Here is a 23,184-nt window from a genome sequence, read left to right on the forward strand (position 1 = left end):
TAGAAAAGGAATTATGAAAAAGATATTATTAACTTTCGGTATTGCCGCTATACTCATCTCTGGTTGTAAAAAGGATCTTACATTGTATCCATACAATCAGGTAGAAACAACTCAGGCATTTAATACTGAAGCAGATGTTGCACTTGCAGTAAACGGTATGTATGCAGGTTTGCGTACATCAACCTCATATTGGGTAAGCGGTACTTTCAATATTTTGCCAGATGTTTTAGCAGATAACTTGGTTTTAAACCCTTTAGGTAGGCTTAGTCTCAAACAGCCTTTCTATGAGTGGCGATATACAGGTGAAAGTACTTCAGGATTGTTTACCAGTGGATATAACATTGCCAGAAGAGCTAACGCGATTATGGAAAATATCGGTAAGCTTCCTACTACTACAGCAACTAATAATGCTCGTGGCGAAGCTTTAGCAATTCGTGCTTTGATATATTTCGATATGACAAGATTGTATAGCAAAACTTATACAAATGCTACGGATGCTGATTTAACTATTCCGTATGTAACTACTACAGATCCAACCATTACTCCAGCAAAAGAATCTTTAAAAGGTGTTTATGATAAAATCATCGCAGACTTAACAACTGCTGAAGGCTTAATTAATACAAGCAATGGTGTTGGAAGATTGAATAAAGTTTCAGTTGCCGGCCTACTTTCAAGAGTATATCTTTATAAAGGAGATAATGCTAATACTATTGCCGCTGCAACAAGAGCTCTTGGCGCAACACCTTCTATTGGTTCATTAACAACATTCCCACAAATTTGGACTGATGCTACGGAGACAGGTGTCCTTTTTAAAATTAAAAACACTTCGGTTGATAATATAAACGCTCAAGGTGTAAATTATTATCAAGTTACTGGTGGACTAAAGAAATCTGAATATGTTGTAGATTATACTTTCTTTCAATTATTTGCGAGCAACGACATTAGAAAAACTGTTTATACCGAAACTAGCTTGTATGCAGGTACTAACATGAATCACGTAATCAAATATGTTGGAAGAGCAGGTCAACCCGCAGGTGTAGTAGATGGTAAAGTATTGAGATCAGCAGAAGTTTTGTTAAACAGAATGGAGGCAGAATATTACACAAATCCTACTGCAGCTCTAGCTGATTTAGTTCTATTGAAAACAAATCGTTATACTGGTTATGTTGCCGAAGTTTTGGCAGGACCAGCTTTATTGGCTGAAATTCAAAAACAACGTAGACTGGAAATGGCTTTTGAAGGTGACCGTTTCTTTGATCTAAAAAGGCTTAACTTGCCAGTTCAGAGAGATGCTGTTCACGGCCAGAATGCTGATGGTACTGGAACACCTCCAGTTTTCTCATCATTGCCACTTGGTGATAAAAGATTTTTATTACCATATCCGCAATCTGAACTTAATTTCAATACCAATTTAAAACAAAATCCAGGTTACTAAATAACTTAAGGGCGACCATCAATTCAATTTGATGGTCGCCTTTTTAATTTAAAAACATATGAGAATAAAGTTGTTATTATTCTGCATGATATTAAGCTGCTCTGCTTTAGCGCAAACGCAACAACAGAGTCAAAAATACTATGGCGATAAAGAGTCCACATTTGTAGAAGGATCACCGTTTCTATTCGATGATTTTAGAACGGCTACGATCTTAGATAAATCTGGCCAAGTATTTAACAATTTTAGTGTCAAATATAATTTGTTCACTCAGGAAGCCATTTTCATGAATAAGGAAGGTATGGCTGAAAAATTTGGAAATCCTTTAAGCGAAATACGTATTAAAAATGTTGGTACATTTAAAAATGGATATTCTAATCCGATGTATGGAACCTCAAATACGCTATATGAAGTTTTATTTAAGGATAAATTAGAGCTGTTAAAATTAAATGTTAAAAAGATTGAAGACGGACCGTTGGGTTATAATGATGCACATCCTCCAAAGAAATATGTTTCTGAAGTAAAATATTATTTAATTATAGATAATAAGTGGGTGGATGTTACAAAGGGTAAAAAGACTTTATCAAAAGCTTTTAATGATAAAGAGGCATTGATAAGTCAATATATTTCTAAGAATAATTTGAATACTTCCAATCAAAACGATTTAATTGCTATAATAACTTATGGAAATACACTTTTGTAAGAATTTAATTTCTAAAAAATTATAATTAAAAGCTTTGCCAATAAATTTTGGTAAAGCTTTTTTGCATTGTGTAGTAATCTTTCTTTAAATTTTATTTCCAAAATATAAATAATATCCTGTTTTATATTACTCATTAATTTTAACTAAGCATCTAATAGTATTAATGTATCTGAAATACTACAATAATAAAATTTTTTTAGAAAAATATTGCTATCTCAATAAGCAAAAGCATGAATCTTTTACTTGCGAAGTTTTTTTAAGTAAATATTGTTAATTCTATTTTACCTTTATCTACTTTGATAAAAATATTTAATCAATCTCAATATCCAACATACCAAAAATCTTATTATTGATTGTTTTCTTTATTAATGTGCTGTGTTATGATGAAATTTTTTCGCTTTCCTTCTTGATAAAAAAAATAGCCCAGTTTTCGCTTTTCTTTTATTTCATATTACTTTAATTTCAGGCTATTCAATGTCCTGTTTCTTTAAATATCAATTTCATTTTCTAATTTTCTTCTATTTTTTCTTACTGTAAAATTTGCATTACACTATACTTATTTTATATTAGTGTTTTATTAACTAAACTAAACTTAAATTTTTTATGAAAAAACTTCTACAAAGTTTGTTCATATTGCTGTTTATTGCAAATTCTGCATGGGCACAAGAAAGAACAATTACTGGAACAGTTACGGCAAAGGATGACGGGATGCCCCTTCCTGGTGTAAGTGTTAAAATCAAAGGTGCTTCGGGGGGAACCACAACTGGAGCTGACGGAAAATATTCCGTTAAAATAACTTCAAGTGCAACCGCATTAGAATTCTCCTCTATCGGTTTTACGTCAACTACGAGAACCATTGGTTCGTCCAATACCCTAAATGCAACTTTGGATAATGATTCCAAAACACTAACAGATGTGGTTGTTGTTGGTTATGGAACTCAAAAAAGAGGAGAAACTACAGGAAGTACAGCTTCAGTTAGTGGATCAGCAATAGCCCAGAAGCCAATTCAAAGTTTAGAATCTGGATTGGCTGGTAGAGCTGCAGGTGTTCAGATAACCGTTCCAGCAGGTTTATTAAATACACCTCCCGTTTTTAGAATTAGAGGTACAAACTCAATTTCACTTAGTTCACAACCATTATTTGTTATTGATGGGGTTGTAGCAACTACAGGAGATCAGGGATTAACAGCTTCTGCAGCTAACCCATTATCAAGTATTAACCCAAATGATATAGAAAGTATTGATATCGCTAAAGATGCTGCATCAACAGCAATTTATGGTAGCCGTGCAGCTAACGGTGTTGTTTTTGTAACCACAAAACGTGGTAAAACAGGAGCTCCAAAGGTTAATTACGATTTTTGGGTTGGATGGTCTAAAGCTTATCGTTTACCAGAATTATTAGATGCATTTCAATATACTGATTATAAAAATGAAGCGATTGCAAATGCGAACGCAATTCGTTCGGGAAGTGTTAATGTAACATTTAACGGGGTTTCGCAACTTCAAAAATTTGTTTTAACAAATGGTCCTGATGGACAACCAATTAACACTAAGTGGTATGACTATGCTTATCGCACAGGCGTTTCTCAAAACCATAATGTTAATGTATCTGGTGGAACTGAAAGCACTAAATATTATATGGGCTTTGGTTATACCAATCAACAAGGTATTTATCAAAAAAATGATTTTAAAAGATTAAATGGATTGTTTAATATTGATAGCAAGCTTAATAAGTTTATAACAATAGGTGGTAAATTATCCTATTCAAACGAAAAAAACTTAGCCGCTATTTCTTCTGGATCATTAAACGGAGAGGCTTATGGAACATCGGGGATTGCTAGAACCGCATTGGTGAATGCACCAAACGTTTCTCCCTATAACAATGATGGATCTTTTAACTTAGGCGCAACCTTTGTTGGTCCAATGAATAATATTGTAACTGGTAATCAAGTAGGTTTCTATAATTTTGCACAGGTACTTTCTTTGAATAGAGAAAATAATGAATTAGATCATTTACAATCTAATGCATACGTACAATTGACACCAATAAAATGGTTAAACCTGAAATCGATGTACGGAATTGATTATATCAATAGCGATAATGATATTTTCTATAACCCTGTTCACGGACCTGGCCAAGGCGTAGGTGGCGAGGGAATAGGTGCTTTTAGAAAAAGAAAAAACTGGACTTGGACGAACACCGCACAAGCAGCTTATGATATTTCAGAACATAACTTTAATTTATTAGTTGGACAAGAACAGCAAAGAAATACTGTAACAGGTTACGGTATTGATCGTCAAGGATTAACAGATCCAGCTTATGATGTGGTTTAAGCAGGCTATACCTTAAATAACTCTACGGCAGCTGCTTATGGTGAGAACTATTTATTGTCTTATTTCGGCCGTTTAAATTACAATTATGCTGGTAAGTATTTTTTGAGTGGAAACTTAAGACAAGATGAATATTCTGCATTAGGGATTAAAAAGGGAACATTCTGGGGTGCATCTGCAGGATGGGAAATTACCAAAGAAAATTTCTGGGCTACATCAGGTTTAGATAAAGTTTTCAGCAGTTTCAAAATTAAAGGTAGTTACGGTAAAGTTGGTAACATCTCTGGGATTGGTGATTATGCTACGTTCTCTACTTATGGTTCAGCACTATATGGTGGAATTGCTTCATCAATTTACAGTGCATCAGGTAACAAAGAATTAACTTGGGAAACCAGTAAGAAAACTGATATCGGCCTTAATTTTGGAATTCTTAAAGGAAGAATTGAATTTGAAATCGATTATTACAAAAACAATATCGATGGATTAATTCTAAATGTTTCTCAATCACCATCTACAGGTGTTCCTTCTAGTGTGGCAACGAACATTGGTTCTATGTACAACAAAGGATTCGAGTTTAATGTAAATGCAACTCCATTAAAATCAACAGATTTTTCTTGGAATAGTAATTTCAATATTGCATACAATAAAAATGAGGTTACAGCGCTTGCACCTGGTTTAACAGAGATTATTACTCCGACAGGTTCTACCGCTACGGGTGAAAATGTTAATCGTTCAATCCCTGGGTATTCAATCGGGTACTTATATGTGGTAAAAACAGGGGGTGTTGATCCAGCAACAGGAAGAAGAATTTTCTACAACGCAGCGGGTAGAGCAGTAACTTATCAGCATATCGTTCCTACTGGCCAATCTCAATGGACTTATTTAGATAATGGAGCAACTGCACCAGCCATTACTCAAGGAGCGGATGCAGTTATGTATCATAACACAGCTCCGAAATTTTATGGTGGTTTTGATAATACTTTCCGTTACAAAAACTTTGATTTAAATGTAATGCTTACTTATCAGTTAGGTTTCTGGGTTTCTTACGGAACTAATGCAGGTTTGCATGATCAACGTTATTGGAACAATGCTGTTGATGTTTTGGCCCGTTGGCAAAAACCGGGTGATATCACCCAATTCCCAAGAGCTGTTTACACTGACAACGTTTCTTATGGAAATACAATTCCTTTAGATATCAACATTTTTAAAGGGAATTTTGTGAAATTGAGAAACTTAAGTATTGGATATACAATTCCACAAACAGCCTTTGGAAAGACAAGTATCAATAGACTTCGTGTGTATGTAGCTGGACAAAATCTTGCTATTATGACGAAATATCCTGGTCCAGATCCTGAAGTTTCTTCAAACGGATCAAGTTCTTCAGGTCAAGGTTCTGATAGAAACTCCGGTCCGAATGCAAGAACTTATACAATGGGTCTTAGCTTAGGTTTTTAAAGTTAAATAAGAAGAAATCATGAATAAAAGAAATTTATATATAGCTATTTTGTGTTCGGTTATCGTTTTTACAAGTTCTTGTAAAAAGGAATTTCTAGATCCGGCACTAAAAACTTCTGTAGCTGCAGAAAATGCTTTTGATACACAATTTCGTATCGAAAGTCAGGCAAATTCCTTATACGGATCATTAAAAAACGGATCTTTTTATGGGGGCCGATATTTAGTATACGGAAACGTTAGAGGCGAAGATTTCATTAATGAAACTGGAAACTTGGTAACAGCATCTGATGTATGGGGGATGAATCTTGCCAACAGCGCAACTTCAGTTAAAGGTTTGTGGTCACAGGGCTATTTAACCATCAACAGATGTAATGTATTTATTGATGGTATGACAACCAAAGGTACTTCAGTTGTTGGAGATGCGCTAGGTGCTAAATATGTTGCAGAGGCGAGATTAATCAGGGCTTTATCTTATTATAGTTTGTTGCAACTTTTTGCAAGGCCATACGCAGATGGTAACGGAAGCAAACCTGGTTTGCCTCTTAGATTAACAGGTATTACAGGACCTGGATCATCTGATTTAGCTAGAAGTACTGTAGATCAGGTTTATACCCAAATTCTTGCAGATTTAAATTATGCAGAAACAAATCTTCCTGCGACCAATGCTACAGCAGCTCTTAATACAACTAGAGCACATAAAAATACAGCAATTGCATTAAAAACAAGGGTGTATTTAAGCATGGGTAAATGGGCAGAAGTAATTACTGAAGCTAATAAACTTGTTCCAGCAGTTGCGCCATTTAAAGCTAAAGTTAATGTTGCAAATGATTTAGTTACTGATATTGCTTCTGTATTTAAAACTCCATATACTACAGCAGAATCTATCTTTTCATTACCAATGACTTCGTCTGCTAGTCCGTTGGATTATCCTGGAACGCAAAACTCATTGGCATCTTATTTTTACTTTACCAACGCAACTCCAGGTACCACAGAATTTTCTCTAAACCCAACAGGAATAGTGGCTAATACTGCATGGAAAACAACAGATAAAAGAAGAGCTTTGCTTTTCACTTCTGCGGCCTCTAAGCAATTTGTGGCAAAGTTTACTACAGCTAGTCCTTATACAGATTGGGTACCTGTTATTAGATGGGCAGAAGTTTTGTTAAATTTAGCTGAAGCAAGAGTTCGTAGTACAAATACTGTAGATCCTCAAGCCTTATTGCTGCTTAATGCTGTTCGTCAACGTTCTGATGCAACTACTACACTTGCTCCCGCAACTGTTGCTGATTTCACTGATGCATTGCTGTTAGAAAGAAGAATTGAGTTTTTAGGTGAAGGTTTAAGGGCTCCAGATTTAACCCGTTTACTATTGACTATACCATTAAAAGGTAGTGCTCCATCAAAAGGGCCAACGGAAAGTGGTTATATCTGGCCAATTTCTTCAGATGAGCTATCATTGAATAAATTAATGACCGATAATTAAGGAGATAGTAGCAAAATAATTAATAATAAAAGGAGTTGCAGTTTTGCAACTCCTTTTATTATTAAGAATCTATTATTAGAATCGTTTTAAATGTGTCGCAATTATTGCATTGTCTACTATATCTTAGATTTTGATGGTTCGATATTCTGGTTATCCTATTTTGATGTGATAACATTCAATTGAATGAGGTTCTGCTTAAATTCTTTGTGTATTTGTCAAAAACAAAAATCAACTTAGTTTTTAGTTTAATATTTTGAGTTTTTGTATAAAAACCTCAGTAAAACTAATTTTTTATGTGAAATTTAGTCTAAAAAACCATATTACTAGGTTTTTAGTTGTTTTTAGTGTCATTAAAGGGTTAAAAATCTTATTATTTATTACACTAACTCTAAATTTGGCTTTTATTTTTGTTTTTAAATTTGAATTTTATAATAATAGCAGTAGTTTAGGCACTAGATAATTAATCAAACCTAAAACTAAACTACATTTCATGAAAAAACTTTTACAAAGTTTGTTCGTGCTGGTGTTTATTGCATTCAATGCATTATCACAAGAGCGAACAATTACTGGAACAGTAACAAGCAAGGAAGAGGGACTTCCCCTTCCTGGCGTCAGTGTTAAACTGGTTGGGGCAACCAATGGAGCAATTACCGATAACGACGGTCGATATTCTATCAAAATAACCCAAAATGCTAAAACATTACTTTTTTCATCTATCGGTTTTGCTGATAGAAATTTATCAATTGGAGCATCTAACATTTTAAATGTTGCTTTGGATGGTGATTCCAAACTATTAGAAGAGGTTGTTGTAACAGGTTTTGGTTTAAGGCAAGCCAAAAAAGATGTAACAGGATCGACTAGTACAATTTCTGGTAAGGATATCGAAAATTTGCCGGTACAAAGTGTAGATAGAGCTATACAAGGTAAGCTTGCAGGTGTTCAAGTAACTTCCACAAGTGGTATTCCGGGGGCGGCAATAAACGTTAGAATTCGTGGTGTTGGATCCATTAACGCAGGTAATAATCCTTTATATGTTGTTGATGGTGTGCAAGTAAACGCGGGAGATTTTACGAGCTCTACAACAAGCGCCAATGCCTTAAGTGCATTAAATCCTGATGATATTGAATCTCTAACCGTTTTAAAAGATGCGTCTGCTGCGGCAATTTATGGTGCATCTGGGGCTAATGGAGTTGTAATTATTACTACTAAAAGAGGTAAGCCTGGTAAAACTCAGCTTAATGTAAATACCTATCAAGGTTATAATGACTTTATCTCAAATCCAGAGCTTTTAAATGGACCTCAATGGGTTCAGCTTTCGCTCGAGGCCTATGCCAATCGCTATGGCGTAACATCAACTCAATACACAAGTTTCTACAATACTTATGTTGCTCCCTTCGGATCAATTGATAATGTGCCTACATATGATTGGTTAGATGTAATTTCGCAAAAAGGACGCACACAGAATTATGAGGTGAATGCCCGAGGTGGAAACGATAAAACCCAATTTTATATTGCAGGAAATTATAGCTCTCAAAAAGGGCAAGTAATCGGAACCGACTTCTCAAGAGGCGGAGTAAAGCTTAATTTAGATCATAAAGCAACTGATAGGTTAGATTTCTCAACTTCTATGAATTTAAGCACCATTTCTCAGAATACAACATCTGGTGGGGGTGCGTTTGCAAATATCAGTAGAACTGCTCAATTGCAATCTCCAAATAATGCGATTTTTAATCCAGACGGATCTTACAATACAAATTTGCCTGGTGCTTATGATGGGTATAACGTACTTCAGATTGCAACAATCAATAAACAAAAAGCAACTACAAATCAATTCACAGGAAGCGGATTTGCTAAATATAGAATTCTCGATGATCTTTCATTCAGATCGAGCTTTGGTGTAGATTATTTGGAAATTGTAGAAAATACTTTCAGCGATCCTAGATTTGGAGATGGTAGATCGGTAAATGGATCAGCCTCTGCTGGTAACACAAGAAATACAAACTTTCAAACAGATCAAACCTTAAATTATTCTAAAACTTTTGCTGGTTCTCATAACTTAAATGCAATAGTAGGCTTTAATTATCGCAGTGAGGTTCGTACTTACTCTCTTGCTGCGTCGCAAGGTTTTCCTTCATACCAGTTTACTCAGGTTTCTTCTGGAAGTACACCTAGCACAACTTCTGGCACATACACTACTTTTAGAACAGCTGGGTATTTTGCGAAAGTAGATTATAACTTTAAGAGTAAATATTATTTATCGGGAACGGTTAGATATGATGGATCTTCTCGGTTTGGTGATGATAATACATTTGGATGGTTTCCTGCAGGAGCGGTATCTTATCGGATTTCTCAAGAAAACTTTATGAAAAATATAACTTTCATTTCTGATTTGAAATTGAGAGCGAGTTATGGTACAACGGGTAATCAAGCAATTGGAAATTTTGATTCGAGAGCACTTTATGCAAAATCTGGAGATTATGTAACCTCAGGTACAGGAACAACATTAGGTTCTGGCTTAGCACCTTCAAATTTGGCTAATCCATTGCTCGCTTGGGAGCGTGCAACAACTTTAGATGTAGCTTTAGAATTTAACCTTTTTAAAGATCGCATTAGTGGTACTATTGGTTACTACAATAGAATAAATTCTAATTTATTGTTAGATCAACCTCTTCCATTAACATCTGGTTTTTCTTCAATAAGACAAAATGTAGGTAAGATGAGAAATAGAGGTTACGAATTTGAATTGTCTACTTTAAACATTAAAACTAAAAACTTTAGCTGGAGAACGGATGCAAATATTGCGTTAAATAGAAATAAAATTACAGCTTTATTGGATGGGCAGACTTTGTTGGGAGGTAATTTTGGTATTGCTGTTGGTCGTCCAATTAACTCTGTTTATACTTATACTTCTGCAGGTGTTAATCCGGCAGATGGTAGACCAATGTGGTATGATGGTAATGGAAACATCACTTACACATTAAACCCAGCTACGGATAGAAGCTATATTGGTGATTTAAACCCAAAATATACAGGCGGATTAACCAATACATTTAATTACAAAGGAATCTCGTTAAGTGCATTCTTCCAATTTAGTTATGGAAACTTGGTGCTAAATCAGGATAAAACCTTTTTCGAGCGTTCGGGATCTACGGTTGATAGAAACCAATACATAACGAATTTAGATAGATGGACAACCCCTGGTCAGTTTACTGGAATACCAAAACCATATTTTGGGGGAACAATTCTGAATATAGGGGGAATAAATCACTCTTCTTCTTATGCATTATCTGATCGTTTCTATGAAGATGGTTCATATATCCGCCTAAAAAGCATTAGCGTGGGTTACGATTTGCCAAAGGCTTGGTTGAGTACAATAAAATTACGTGCTGTGAAAGTATATGCACAGGGATTAAATCTTTGGACAATTACAAGATACCAAGGAGTAGATCCAGAATTTGTAAATGCAAGTGGTGATTTTGGTCAGTACCCTCAGTTTAAAAATTACACTGTTGGTATAAATGTTGGATTTTAATAATGATACTAATGAAAAATAGATATATAATGTTTACGATGATCGCAACTATACTAGGTGCCTCATCATGTAAAAAAACGTTAAAAACAGAGCCCAAAAATTCAATTTCATCGAATGTTGCTTTACAGGAAGCCGCCGGTGTAGAAGGACTTGTCAATAGTTTGTATGAGTCTTTGCAATCCACAACCTATTATGGAAGAAACTTTATAGTTGTTCCAGAATTGCTTTCTGATAACATGCGAATTGTGAATACAAATTCTAATCGCTTTGTTTCAGAATCTAACAATACCATTGCAGCTACAGTTGATTTATGGACAGCTGGCTACAGCGCAATCAATCGTGCAAATGGTGTTCTTAAATATTCAGAATTGGTTACGGGCTTAACTCCATTAAGAAAAAAGCAATTACAAGGCGAAGCTTATTTTATTAGAGCACTGGTATACTTTGACTTAGTTAAAAGTTATGGCTATAATCCACAACAAATTGTTTCTGGAAGAAATTTAGGTGTACCAATTACCTTAGATTTTGTTGAAAATTACCCAGCAGATATTAAATATCCTACAAGAAATACCGTTCAAGAAGTTTACACTCAAATTAAAACCGATTTAACTTCTGCTATTGGATTATTGGATAATACATTTGCACCAAAACGTGTTAGTTTAGCTGCGGCAAATGCACTAAGGTCCAGAGTTGCATTATTTAATGGTGATTGGGCTGATGCTGCTACATTTGCAACTACAGCGTTAACTTCAGGAGTTGGTGCATTTGTTGATCCTGCATCTGCTACTACACCTGCGCTTAAATCTGCATCTTATGCAACTATTTTTACTTCTCCAAGTTCCCCAGAATCAATTTTTGAGCTTAATTTTGAGATTACGGAAAGTGCCGGGTCTGATGGTTTAAGTTCTATTTATACAAGAAGTACAGTAGGTTTACCACCATCTTTAGCCGGTTCTGGTTACGGTGATGCTGCTCCACAAGCTAACTTAGTTGCTACATACGAAACTGGTGATGTACGAAAAGACTTATTATTTGCAATAACAAAAGGATCAGAAGCCATTCTATGGAATCAAAAATATCCAGCTGCAAAAGGACCTCAAATTGATAATGTTAAATTAATTAGAGTAAGTGAAATGATTTTGACCAGAGCTGAAGCAAATTTTAGAAATGGAACAGCAATTGGTGCAAGCCCTCAAGCAGATCTTGATAGAATTAGATTGAGAGCTGGATTAATATCGGTTCCGGTTACTTTAGATGCAATATTGAAAGAAAGAAGAATCGAACTGGCTTATGAGGGTCATAGATATTGGGATTTATTGAGAACGGGGTCGGCTATTAATAAATCGACTACAACCTTACCTGCTAATGCTACCCCATCTACAATTATTCCTTTTACGGATTTTAGATTGTTAGCAAGGATTCCGTTAACGGAAGTTCAAAATAATCCTAACATCATTCAAAATACAGGATACTAAAACGATAATTATGAAAACTAAAATATATTTATTACTTATTACACTAATCAGCATTTCTTCCGTTTCTTGTATGAAGAATAGAGACAACATTTACGAAGGAGCTGATGTTGTGGAGTTCGTGCCGATTACTGCTACAGTTAAAAAGGGTACTGTGGCGTTGCCAGGCACATCTGTTGCAACAATACAGCTTGTAGGTCATCAAAAAACTGTTGATACAGAAATTATGTATGAGATTGGAACTGCAAGCACAGGCGTTTCAGGTACGCACTTTACCCTAAGCGGTACAATAGGAAAAGCAATTATTCCAGCAAATAGCAGCGCAGTAACAATTACAGTAACTGCAATTCCTGCAAATATTGCTACAGGAACCCGAACAGTTGTTTTAAATTTAATTGGCAATGCCTCAATTGGTGCAAGTGCAAATTATAAAACATTTACACTTACAATTACACAATAAGATTAAAGCAAAAAGGGAAGATTTCTTCCCTTTTTCTTTTTAAGCCTAATTCTGATGAATTTAAAATATAAAATAGTTGTATTATTTGCCTTTTTATTCATTTCTAAAATTAATGCTCAAATTATTCAAGATGTTAGTGGAAAACCGCTTCCCATCTCCAAATATTTAGAAATAAAAGGCAAAATATTTTTTAATGACGAATGGAGTTTAGGCTATGTTAAAATAACTTCTGGCAAAATTTACTCTGGTTATTTACTAAAATACGATGAGTTTGAAGACTTGCCAGTTTATTCTATACATGATGATATTTATTCTTTTATTGATAAAATCTCAGAATTTGGATTTAAAAGTGATCAAAATCAAAGTTTAGTTTTCAGAAATGGCTATAAGAAAACTTCTCTAACTAGTGAAGATTCATTTTTTCAAGTTTTGCTGGATGGGGATTTTAAATTTTTAAAAAAGAGCATAAAGAACATCATCGAAGATAGAGAATATAATACCGCTATTGTAACAAAAAAAATTACATCAAATACGTTCTATTTCATTGTAGATGATGTGGGAATGATTTTTCAAGTAAAGAAAGATGAAAAGTCTATATTATCTGTGCTATATAAGAAGCCAGAAATAACACTCTCCTACATAAGGGAAAATAAACTGGATCTAAAGAAAGATAAAGATGTTGTTAAACTAATTTCTTTTTATGCTTCTGCAATAAAAAACTAAATCGTTTATTTCTTATCTACGCTATACCTTCCTGGGCCGATAAAAATCAGACTAAAAAATACAATTCCCATTTCAATGGCATGGCTTGCACCTTGTAGCCCATCTCCTTTGGCGAAATGAACCAGCGAAGCGATAATCATTGTAAACACTAAAAGAATACAAGCTGGGCGGAAAAACAGACCAACAATTAAAAGAAAACCACCAAAGGTTTCCGTAGCGGCGGCCATAAAGCCCCAAAAAATCGGCAGAAAATCTATTCCAATTACTTTCATACTACCACCTAAGCCAGTCCACCCACTTGGGCCGCCCGCCAGTTTTGGGAAGCCGTGAATGATAAATAAAATTCCTATCCCAATTCGAAGCAACAGTAAACCTGTATTGCGGTATTTTCCTAAATTATCTAAAATGGCCATGTTATAAATATTTAAAATTAACGGTATTTGTATCAACAATTAATTCAACAGGAGCACCCAAAGTCATACTTAAATTGTTGTCTATGTGTCCTGTCGGGAAATTAAAACAGATCGGATAATTATATTCTTTAACAATATCCCAAATCACTTCATTAGCTGTTTGGCCGAAAGAAATTTTTTCTTCCTCAATTTCGTTAAAGGCCCCAATAATCAAACCTTTTAGTTTGCTCAACTTTCCAACTCTTTTAAGCATTCGCAACATTCTATCGATGCTAAATTCATGTTCACCAACATCTTCCAGAAATAAGATTTTACCGTCGAAATCCATTTCAGAAACCGAACCTTGAACCATACATAGTAAAGTTAAATTTCCGCCAATTAAAATGCCTTCGCAAACTCCAGATTTGTTATTAAAATCACTTATGTAATTGTAAGATTGCTTCTCGCCAAACAAAACTTTCTTTAATGAGAGTAAAGATTCTGCTGTAGCTTCTTCAAAAGTATAAGGCATTTGTGCATGTAAACATTGAATTTTGGTTGTGGTAATAATATGCGAAAGTAGAACAGTAATATCACTAAAGCCAACAAACCATTTGGGGTTTTGTTCAAACTTGGTAAAATCCAACTCGTCTATTATGCGAATAGTTCCATAACCTCCACGCCCAGAAATAATGGCTTTTATCGCCGGATCATCCAAAAACTGCTGAATATCTTTTGCTCTAAGCGCATCTGTACCGGCAAACTGGTGGTGACTGGCGTAAACGCTATCGCCAATAATTACCTCCAATCCCCAGCTTTTTAAAACGGAGAGTGCATAATCTATAGATTTAGGTAATTTCTTTGCCGGACAAACAAGGGCAATCTTATCTCCTTTTTTTAAATATGGGGGCTGCTTAATCATCTTCAAAACACTTATCTTTGTCAAATTAATAAAAATTGTTTTGGATAATAGTAAAATAAAAAGATATACCGTAACGGCAGCACTTCCATACACCAATGGACCAGTGCATATTGGGCACTTGGCTGGCGTTTACATCCCTGCTGATATTTATGCCCGATTTTTAAGATCGAACAAACGTGATGTAAAATTCATTTGTGGATCTGACGAAAATGGTGTGCCAATTACTCTAAAAGCCAAAAGAGAAGGCATTACACCTCAGGAAGTTGTAGATAAATACCATAAAATTATTGGCGATTCTTTTAAAGAGTTCGGAATCTCGTTTGATATTTATCACCGTACTTCCTCTTTAACGCACCATCAAACTGCGGCAGATTTCTTTGAAACTTTGTACGATAAAGGTGTTTTTACCGAAGAAGTTACAGAGCAGTATTACGATGCGACAGCAAAACAGTTTTTAGCCGATCGTTATATTACGGGTACTTGCCCAAATTGTGGGAACGAGAATGCGTATGGCGATCAATGCGAAAACTGTGGTACAACCTTAAATGCGACCGATTTAATTAATCCAAAATCTACGCTTTCTGGCGATAAACCCATCCTTAAGGAAACCAAAAATTGGTTTTTGCCTTTAGATAAATACGAAAACCGCCTGCGTGAATATATTGAAAGCCACAAAGAATGGCGTCCAAATGTTTATGGACAATGTCAAAGCTGGTTAAATGCTGGTCTGCAACCTAGAGCTATGACCCGCGATTTAGATTGGGGCGTTCATGTTCCGCTTCGCGATGCTGCGGGCAAGGTTTTGTATGTTTGGTTTGATGCGCCAATTGGCTATATCTCGGCTACAAAAGAACTTTGTAACTACGCTAAGCTTGATGTTTGGAACCCGAAAGCGGAAGAATATTACATCAGTAATTTTGAAAGTGACAAGTGCGACTGGGAGGAATATTGGAAGAGTGATGAAACGAAACTTGTTCATTTTATTGGTAAAGATAATATCGTTTTCCATTGTATCATTTTCCCGGCAATGCTTATGGCGCATGGCGATTATACCTTGGCAGATAATGTGCCTGCAAATGAGTTTTTAAATCTGGAAGGCCAAAAAATCTCGACCTCTAAAAACTGGGCAGTTTGGTTGAACGAATATTTAAGAGAGTTTGAAGGTAAGCAAGATGTTTTGCGTTACGTATTAACAGCAACTGCGCCAGAAACTAAGGATAACGATTTTACCTGGAAAGATTTTCAAGCAAGAAATAACAACGAACTGGTTGCTGTTTTTGGTAATTTTATAAACCGAGTGGTGGTGCTTACCCACAAATATTTTAACGGTATTGTGCCAACCATGATGGAGATTACACCTGTAGATCAAGCTGTAATCGACGAATTAGCCACTTATCCTGAAAAAATATCTGCTTCAATAGAGAACTATCGTTTTAGAGAGGCCCTATCAGAAGTAATGAATGTTGCCCGTTTGGGAAATAAATACCTTGCTGAAACCGAACCTTGGAAAGTGATTAAAACAGATGAAGATCGTGTTCGCACCATCTTAAACATCTCTTTACAGATTGCCGCAAATCTTCAGATTTTGATTGAACCATTTTTACCTTTTACAGAAGAAAGGTTAATGAAGATGCTCAAAAATGGCGGACATACTTGGGATGCTGCCGGCGGAATTAACTTGCTTAAACGCGGTCACGAAATTGGCGAGGCTGTTCTCCTATTTGAAAAAATAGAAGATGCAGAAATTGAATTTCAGATTGAAAAATTGAACAAAAGTAAAGCAAGTAATGCAGCAAGTATTGCAGAAGCATTACCGGTTAAAGAAAACATTCAGTTTGATGATTTTACAGCTATGGATATTCGTGTAGCCACTATTGTTGCTGCAGAAAAAGTGCCTAAAACCAAAAAACTTTTAAAGCTTACTGTAAATACTGGTATTGATGAGCGCACGGTTGTTTCTGGCATCGCAGAACATTACCAGCCAGAAGATATTGTTGGTAAACAAGTAAGTATAATTGTGAATTTGGCACCTCGCGAGATCAAAGGAATTCTATCTCAAGGGATGATTTTGATGGCAGAAAATGCAGCAGGGAAACTCACTTTTGTATCACCGGTTGATAAATTTGGAGAAGGAAGTGTGATTAGATAATTTCACCTCAATAACATCTTTTCAGAACGATATTTAAAATAAAATTAAACGCCTGCTTACTATAAGTGGGCGTTTTGCGTAATAAACGAGGGGTGATGAAAATAAACTGAGGAAATGCCCTTGTCGCAAAAAAATTTCTATCAGGTTTTCTATTTAATTAAAGAAAAATTACCTGCTCTAAAATTTTATGTTAGAATCTTAAAATAATTTATACATTTGCCACATCATTAGGGGTGCCTTGTTTGTTATAAACACAAAAACGGGCTGAGATCATACCCATTGGCTTTAAAGTAATCAAATCAGAATAATCAATTTCCAAACGTTAGAAAATTGAATTTTGATTATTGGAATTTTAAAGTCATACACCTGATCCGGGTAATGCCGGCGTAGGGATTGGAGTTATGGAAGTTTAACTGAAATCGGGAGTACCCCTATTTCCGATGGGTTTAACTAAAAAACAAAAACATTGAAAAAATTACTTTTTGCAGCCATCGTTGCAATGTTGCCATTTTTAACTTTGGCACAAATTTCGGTTACAGGGAATGTAACCGACAACAATCAAAAATCGCTTCCGGGAGCAACAATTAAGCTAAAAGGCCAGAAAACCGCTGTAGTTAGTGATGCCAATGGTAATTATGCCTTGAGCAACTTAACTGCTGGAAAATACGTTTTTAGCGTAAGTTATGTAGGTTATCAAACGGTAGAAAAGGCCATTAACTTAACAGCAAATACGACTTTAAATTTCAGCTTAAACGTTCAAAGTTTTATTGCCGATGAGGTTGTAGTTAGTGCTACAAGGGCTTCGAAAAACTCGGCCACAACATTTAAAAACTTGAATAAGGAGGATTTGGCTAAAAACAATTTGGGTCAGGATTTACCTTATTTGTTAAATCAAACACCATCGGTAGTGGTAAGCTCTGATGCGGGTACAGGTATTGGCTACACCGGAATCCGGATTAGAGGAAGCGATGCCACCCGGATAAACGTAACCATTAACGGCATTCCGCTTAACGATGCTGAAAGCCAAGGTAGTTATTTTATCAACTTACCAGATTTAGCTTCTTCGGTTGATAACATTCAGATTCAACGTGGTGTTGGAACCTCAACTAACGGTGCCGGTGCTTTTGGCGGAAGTTTAAATATTCAAACGACCACTCGCAGAGATTCTGCTTATGCCGAACTTAACAACACTTATGGCTCTTACAATACTTGGAAAAATTCAATTAATGTAGGTACTGGATTAATTAATAATAAATTCAGTTTCGATGGGCGTTTATCTAGAATTAAATCGGATGGTTATGTAGATCGTGCCTCATCAAATTTAAAATCGTTTTTCGTGTCGGGTGCTTATTATGGCAAAAAGGATTTGCTTCGCGTTAACGTATTCAGCGGTACGGAAAAAACCTATCAGGCTTGGAATGGGGTTGATGAAGAAACGCTAAAAACAGACAGAAGGCATAACGATTTTACCTACGATAACCAAACGGATAATTATCAGCAAGATCATTACCAAATGTTTTACACCAGAACATTGAGCGATAAATTGGTAGCCAACGCAGCTTTGCATTATACCTATGGAAGAGGTTATTATGAAGAATATAAAGATGGCGAAACTTTAGCCGATTATGGCATTTCGCCGGTTGTGATTGGTGGCGTAACCCAAACAGAATCTGATTTAGTTAGAAGACTTTGGCTGGATAATGATTTCTATGGGGCAACTTATTCCTTAAACTACACACCTAAAAGCAATTTGAATTTTACTTTGGGTGGTGCTTACAACGAATATAAAGGCAAGCATTTCGATGAAGTAATTTGGGCGCAGTTTGCCAATTACGATGGAAGTGAATCTATTCGCCATAGGTATAATGATAACGATGCTTTTAAAACAGATTTCAATACTTTTTTGAGGGCAAACTATCAGATTGATAAATTTAATATTTTTGGAGATTTCCAATATAGACACGTATATTATTCTTACTTCGGGATAGATCCAAACGGTAGTCCAGCGCAACAAAATGCAACCTTAAATTTCTTTAACCCGAAGGCTGGAGTTACTTATAACTTCAACGAAAAGAGCAACGTTTATGCATCAGTTGCAATAGGAAACAAAGAGCCAAACCGAAGAGATTTTACAGATTCGAACGTTAACAGCCGACCAAAATCAGAACATTTAACAGATTTTGAAGCGGGTTATCGTACTCAATTCTCTAACTTATCTTTTGGGATTAATGGCTTCGCAATGATTTATAAAGATCAATTAATTAATACTGGAAAGCTTAATGATGTTGGTGGGCAAACCCGTCAAAATGTAGCAGATAGTTACCGAGCTGGTGTAGAATTTGATGGTCGTTGGTCAATTTTAAAGAACTTTTACTGGGCCGCAACTGCAACGTTGAGCAGAAATAAAATTAAGAATTTTCAAGAGTATTTATATGATGAGGTAAATGGTTCGCTTTTGGTAAACAATTATAATAACACCGATATCTCTTTTTCTCCATCGGTAATTGTTTCCAGTGAGTTAAACTATTCGATATTGAAAAATGCTGATATAGCCTTGCTAAGTAAATATGTTGGTCGCCAATATTTAAACAACACATCTGCTAAAAGCGAATCTTTATCTAGTTTCTTTGTAAACGATATTCGCTTGAGATATAATACTTCGTTTGCATCGGTAAAAAATATCGGGGTTAGCCTTTTGATAAATAATGTGTTCAGCACACTATATGAGAGTAATGGTGCCAGCTACCCATCTCTATATGGTGGCGAATTAACCAGATACAATTATTATTACCCTCAAGCTACCCGTAACTTTTTGTTAAGTTTGAGCTTGAAGTTCTAATACATTCGTCATTGTTCCTTTGGGGCAATGACGAATTATCCAAATCCTTCTTTTTGAACATGAAATACATAGAAAAACTGCATTACATTACACATGATATTCCAAATCTTACCCATTTAGAACAAGCGCAAAAAGCGTGTGAGGCAGGCGCAAAATGGATTCAGTATCGTTGTTTAAGCAAAGCTGATGATGCGCTTCTAGCCGACATAAATTCCATCGCAGAAATTTGCGATGATTGGGGAACTACACTTATTGTTACTAATCATATTCATTTGAACGGTAAGGCCGATATCCAGGGTTTTCATATTGAGGATTTCGATGCAGATTTTATCGCCCTGCGAAAAAAAGTTGGTGATGATATTACGCTAGGTGGTTCTGCAAATACCATTGAAAATATTATTCGATTAGCCAATGAAGGTGCAGATTATGTTGGTTTTGGGCCTTTCTCTACTACTGAAACCAAACCGAATGATTATCCGCTTTTAGGTTTAGAAGATTACCAAAATGCAGTAAAAAAACTAAAAGGGCTAAACTTAAACCTACCCATTTTAGCTGTTGGTGGAATTAAAATTTACGATGTTGAAGCTTTAATGCAAACCGGAATTTATGGTATAGCCGTTTCTGGTGCCATAAATTTTACCGATGATTTAAACGAAGCCTATAACGATTTTTATAATGCTGTTAAACCGTAACGTTTTCCTCCAAACATTTACCTTATCCTGATTTCTGACACGCACTAATGATTCTAAATTTTTTATCTTCGTAGCATGTCATCACACCATATTGTAAAAGAAAAACAAGAGCCAGCACTTTATATTGATGAGCTTGGCAATTTTAACGAAGAACTTTTAGGTCAGCTTTTAGAGTGGAGCCCAACTTTATTGGTTAATGCCGATAATTACGACAAAATCCTTTCTTTGGGATTAAAAGTTGATGTACTTGTTAATGGCAACACTAATAACGAAACTCAAGAGAATACAAAGGTTATTCAAGGCCCGGTTGATGCTTTAATGGTTGCGATAAATTACCTTTACGAAGAGAAATTCCCTGCGGTTAATGTAATTACAAATAAATTCGATTTAGAGAGATTTGCTGGCTTTAGCGATAAAATAAACTTGGTTGTATTTACGGCCAAAGCAAAATTTTACACCATAAAATCTGGCTTTTCCGTTTGGAAACCTGCCGGAAGTGAATTTAATATTCTTGGAAATCCGTATCTTGAAGTAACCAACTTAATGCAAAATGAAAATGAAATTTTTGAGGTTGTTAAAGATGGTTTTGTAGAATTTACCTTTTCCGGACAACCAATTTTTATTAGTGAACCAATATGATTACGCTTAGAAAAGCTAATGAGGAAGATATAGAAATTATTAGAGATATTGCCAAAGAAACTTGGCCATCTGCCTATCTCGAAATTATTGGTCAGGCACAAATAGATTACATGCTTGATAAAATGTACAACAAAGGTGAGCTTTTGAAACAATTTATGGAAGGTCATATTTTCCTAATTGCAGAAGAAGGCGAACATCAATATGGTTTTGCGGGCTACTCGATTACCGATCATGAAGCCCGAATTTACAAGCTCCACAAACTTTACGTTTTGCCTTCTGCACACGGCAAAGGTGTAGGCAAAATACTCATCAACGAAGTTTTTAATCAGGTTAAAGATGCTGGCGGATCGGCTTTACAACTCAATGTAAATAAAAATAATAAGGCTAAAGATTTCTATTTAAAAGCTGGCTTTACCGTAAAGGACTCAGTTAAATTAGATATTGGCGAAGGCTATATTATGGATGATTATGTTATGGAAATTAAGATTTAAAATCTTTTGCAACTTTTTATAAAATAAACCGTCATTTCGACCGAAGTGGAGAAACCTTTGGAGTTATATCAACTAATTTCAAAGATTTCTCCGTTCCGCTATGCTCCAGTCGAAAAGACGATCGGATTTTATTGCTTCAACTTTGGAATTCTGGTTGGAGTATCCGTTCCGTTCACAATTGTGATTGCACTTTTCGCTATCGCCTTAATGGTCGATAAAATATTTTCTACATCCAAAGTGCTATATTCATCTTTCACTGTGTGATAAAATTCATCTACATCAATTTTATCTGTACTAATGGTATGCGCAGGAACACCCAATGCGGCAAGCGTTGCATTATCGCTGCGGTAAAATAAGTTTTGCGCTGGATAAGGATCTGGATGGAAAGTAAACTCTGTTCCCGTTAGGTTTTTCTGTAAAATTTTCCCGAAATCAGATTTGTCGTAACCCGTAATAAAGGCTGTGTTTTTTCCAAATTTAGAATCTTTACCAATCATTTCAATATTGAACATGGCTACAACTTCATCAGGATTTAGTTTTTCTGAGAAATATTTTGCGCCAAACCCACCAATTTCTTCCGCAGTAAAAGCAACAAAAATTAGTGTACGCTCGTTGTTTTTTAAAGCTTTATAATATTTTGCCAACGCAATCATCGCCGTTGTGCCCGATGCATCATCATCTGCACCATTTGCAATACTATCTCCATTTACGGTTTTGGTAATCCCTAGGTGATCATAATGGCCGGAAAAAACAACTAATTCTTTGGCTTTAGATTTTCCTGGAATCATCCCCGCTACATTGAATAGTGGCATTTTATCAACCTTATTTTTCAATTCGATATTAAAATCGCCTGCAACTGTATCCGTTCCCAAAACAAAAACCTGAACATTGGATTCGCCAACTTTATAATCTTTTTCATCAACGGTGGTGGGTTTGCTAAAATAGCTTTGATATTGTTTAAAGTTATCTGCGAGCTTTGCATCAACCAAAATCAATTGATTTTTTTTAACCTTCATCATCGCCCTAAGCTGGCCCATAAAAGGTTTAGTTGCATCAAGCTTAACCACCGTAGTATTCGCCTTACTAAGCGAAACACTTTCAGCAGAAAGGCCAGTTACTAACAGGTTTTCTGGAGCGATTTCTTTTCCATCAATCTTTACTGTTTTACTTAAATTGGAAATTTGATACTTATAAAATGTTTGGCGGAATGATTTTGCTCCTGTTAATGGCTGAAGACCAATTTTTTTAAATTCTGATTCTATAAATGTTGCCGCTTTATCAATCCCCGGCGTAAAAGTTCCGCGGCCTTGCATATCATCGCTACTCAAAGTTTTAATTAAGTGATCGGCGTATTCGCGAGTTATTATTTTATCGATGTTTTGTGCTCGAAGTTGGATACTTGCCAAACCGACAAGTGTAAAAAGGAAAATCTTTTTCATTATATTCTTTAATTTATGCGATTCAAGGTA

17 protein-coding genes are annotated in these 23,184 nt (G+C 35.5%); 14 read left to right on the forward strand and 3 right to left on the reverse strand.

The window, feature by feature from the left end; all coding sequences use genetic code 11:
- Positions 1 to 13: 13 nt before the first annotated feature.
- The 9 genes from H7U22_RS07445 to H7U22_RS07480 all read left to right on the forward strand — a co-directional run bounded on the left by H7U22_RS07445 (position 14) and on the right by H7U22_RS07480 (position 13,591).
- On the forward strand, positions 14 to 1,435 hold the full coding sequence (locus H7U22_RS07445; RefSeq protein WP_187070722.1) for a RagB/SusD family nutrient uptake outer membrane protein: 1,422 nt from the start codon (positions 14 to 16) through the stop codon (positions 1,433 to 1,435).
- Between the two features lie 85 nt (positions 1,436 to 1,520).
- A complete protein-coding gene (locus H7U22_RS07450; RefSeq protein WP_187070723.1) occupies positions 1,521 to 2,135 on the forward strand; it encodes a hypothetical protein in 615 nt (204 codons plus the stop codon).
- Between the two features lie 603 nt (positions 2,136 to 2,738).
- The gene (locus tag H7U22_RS22835) at positions 2,739 to 4,469 is read left to right on the forward strand and encodes a SusC/RagA family TonB-linked outer membrane protein (RefSeq protein ID WP_222621810.1); all 1,731 of its coding nucleotides are present in this window, start codon (positions 2,739 to 2,741) and stop codon (positions 4,467 to 4,469) included.
- A gap of 54 nt (positions 4,470 to 4,523) precedes the next feature.
- On the forward strand, positions 4,524 to 5,921 hold the full coding sequence (locus tag H7U22_RS22840; protein ID WP_222621811.1) for a TonB-dependent receptor domain-containing protein: 1,398 nt from the start codon (positions 4,524 to 4,526) through the stop codon (positions 5,919 to 5,921).
- A gap of 19 nt (positions 5,922 to 5,940) precedes the next feature.
- The gene (locus tag H7U22_RS07460) at positions 5,941 to 7,404 is read left to right on the forward strand and encodes a RagB/SusD family nutrient uptake outer membrane protein (protein ID WP_187070724.1); all 1,464 of its coding nucleotides are present in this window, start codon (positions 5,941 to 5,943) and stop codon (positions 7,402 to 7,404) included.
- 490 nt (positions 7,405 to 7,894) lie between these two features.
- Entirely contained in the window at positions 7,895 to 10,936 is a 3,042-nt protein-coding gene (locus H7U22_RS07465) for a SusC/RagA family TonB-linked outer membrane protein (protein WP_187070725.1), read from the forward strand.
- 11 nt (positions 10,937 to 10,947) lie between these two features.
- Positions 10,948 to 12,411, forward strand: a complete 1,464-nt coding sequence (locus H7U22_RS07470; RefSeq protein WP_187070726.1) for a RagB/SusD family nutrient uptake outer membrane protein — start codon at positions 10,948 to 10,950, stop codon at positions 12,409 to 12,411.
- A 10-nt stretch (positions 12,412 to 12,421) separates the two neighbouring features.
- Positions 12,422 to 12,868 (forward strand): hypothetical protein, encoded by a 447-nt coding sequence (locus tag H7U22_RS07475; RefSeq protein WP_187070727.1) that lies wholly within the window; start codon positions 12,422 to 12,424, stop codon positions 12,866 to 12,868.
- A gap of 54 nt (positions 12,869 to 12,922) precedes the next feature.
- A complete protein-coding gene (locus H7U22_RS07480; RefSeq protein WP_187070728.1) occupies positions 12,923 to 13,591 on the forward strand; it encodes a hypothetical protein in 669 nt (222 codons plus the stop codon).
- A 5-nt stretch (positions 13,592 to 13,596) separates the two neighbouring features.
- Here the strand turns inward: H7U22_RS07480 and H7U22_RS07485 are convergent, their stop codons facing one another.
- Positions 13,597 to 14,004, reverse strand: a complete 408-nt coding sequence (locus H7U22_RS07485; RefSeq protein WP_187070729.1) for a DoxX family protein — start codon at positions 14,002 to 14,004, stop codon at positions 13,597 to 13,599.
- Between the two features lies 1 nt (position 14,005).
- Positions 14,006 to 14,929 carry a S66 peptidase family protein gene (locus tag H7U22_RS07490; protein WP_317172953.1) on the reverse strand — a complete coding sequence of 308 codons (924 nt, stop codon included), beginning with the start codon at positions 14,927 to 14,929 and terminating at the stop codon, positions 14,006 to 14,008.
- 16 nt (positions 14,930 to 14,945) lie between these two features.
- On the opposite strand from H7U22_RS07490, the gene metG reads away from it, so the two are divergent.
- The 5 genes from metG (at position 14,946) to H7U22_RS07515 (ending at position 21,715) form a co-directional block, all read left to right on the forward strand.
- Positions 14,946 to 17,054: a methionine--tRNA ligase gene (gene metG, locus H7U22_RS07495; protein ID WP_222621812.1), complete on the forward strand. Its 2,109-nt coding sequence runs from the start codon at positions 14,946 to 14,948 to the stop codon at positions 17,052 to 17,054.
- Between the two features lie 466 nt (positions 17,055 to 17,520).
- Entirely contained in the window at positions 17,521 to 19,893 is a 2,373-nt protein-coding gene (locus H7U22_RS07500) for a TonB-dependent receptor (protein WP_187070730.1), read from the forward strand.
- 59 nt (positions 19,894 to 19,952) lie between these two features.
- The gene (locus H7U22_RS07505) at positions 19,953 to 20,585 is read left to right on the forward strand and encodes a thiamine phosphate synthase (protein ID WP_187070731.1); all 633 of its coding nucleotides are present in this window, start codon (positions 19,953 to 19,955) and stop codon (positions 20,583 to 20,585) included.
- A 75-nt stretch (positions 20,586 to 20,660) separates the two neighbouring features.
- Entirely contained in the window at positions 20,661 to 21,224 is a 564-nt protein-coding gene (locus tag H7U22_RS07510; protein ID WP_187070732.1) for a thiamine pyrophosphokinase, read from the forward strand.
- Positions 21,221 to 21,715 carry a GNAT family N-acetyltransferase gene (locus H7U22_RS07515; RefSeq protein ID WP_187070733.1) on the forward strand — a complete coding sequence of 165 codons (495 nt, stop codon included), beginning with the start codon at positions 21,221 to 21,223 and terminating at the stop codon, positions 21,713 to 21,715. The genes H7U22_RS07510 and H7U22_RS07515 overlap by 4 nt, the downstream gene beginning before the upstream one ends.
- Positions 21,716 to 21,843: 128 nt before the next feature.
- On the opposite strand, the gene H7U22_RS07520 is transcribed toward H7U22_RS07515, so the two are convergent.
- The gene (locus tag H7U22_RS07520) at positions 21,844 to 23,154 is read right to left on the reverse strand and encodes a M20/M25/M40 family metallo-hydrolase (RefSeq protein WP_187070734.1); all 1,311 of its coding nucleotides are present in this window, start codon (positions 23,152 to 23,154) and stop codon (positions 21,844 to 21,846) included.
- Positions 23,155 to 23,184: the final 30 nt, after the last annotated feature.

It is taken from the genome of Pedobacter fastidiosus (assembly GCF_014306625.1).
Taxonomy (GTDB): Bacteria; Bacteroidota; Bacteroidia; order Sphingobacteriales; family Sphingobacteriaceae; genus Pedobacter; species Pedobacter fastidiosus.

Coding starts and splice junctions, on each gene's coding strand:
- H7U22_RS07460 (WP_187070724.1), top strand. CDS start 5,941: ATGAATAAAAGAAATTTATATATAGCTATTTTGTGTTCGGTTATCGTT.
- H7U22_RS07505 (WP_187070731.1), top strand. CDS start 19,953: ATGAAATACATAGAAAAACTGCATTACATTACACATGATATTCCAAAT.
- H7U22_RS07470 (WP_187070726.1), top strand. CDS start 10,948: ATGAAAAATAGATATATAATGTTTACGATGATCGCAACTATACTAGGT.
- H7U22_RS07450 (WP_187070723.1), top strand. CDS start 1,521: ATGATATTAAGCTGCTCTGCTTTAGCGCAAACGCAACAACAGAGTCAA.
- H7U22_RS07515 (WP_187070733.1), top strand. CDS start 21,221: ATGATTACGCTTAGAAAAGCTAATGAGGAAGATATAGAAATTATTAGA.
- H7U22_RS07480 (WP_187070728.1), top strand. CDS start 12,923: ATGAATTTAAAATATAAAATAGTTGTATTATTTGCCTTTTTATTCATT.
- H7U22_RS07510 (WP_187070732.1), top strand. CDS start 20,661: ATGTCATCACACCATATTGTAAAAGAAAAACAAGAGCCAGCACTTTAT.
- H7U22_RS07520 (WP_187070734.1), bottom strand. CDS start 23,154: ATGAAAAAGATTTTCCTTTTTACACTTGTCGGTTTGGCAAGTATCCAA.
- H7U22_RS22835 (WP_222621810.1), top strand. CDS start 2,739: ATGAAAAAACTTCTACAAAGTTTGTTCATATTGCTGTTTATTGCAAAT.
- H7U22_RS07475 (WP_187070727.1), top strand. CDS start 12,422: ATGAAAACTAAAATATATTTATTACTTATTACACTAATCAGCATTTCT.
- H7U22_RS07485 (WP_187070729.1), bottom strand. CDS start 14,004: ATGGCCATTTTAGATAATTTAGGAAAATACCGCAATACAGGTTTACTG.
- H7U22_RS07465 (WP_187070725.1), top strand. CDS start 7,895: ATGAAAAAACTTTTACAAAGTTTGTTCGTGCTGGTGTTTATTGCATTC.
- H7U22_RS07445 (WP_187070722.1), top strand. CDS start 14: ATGAAAAAGATATTATTAACTTTCGGTATTGCCGCTATACTCATCTCT.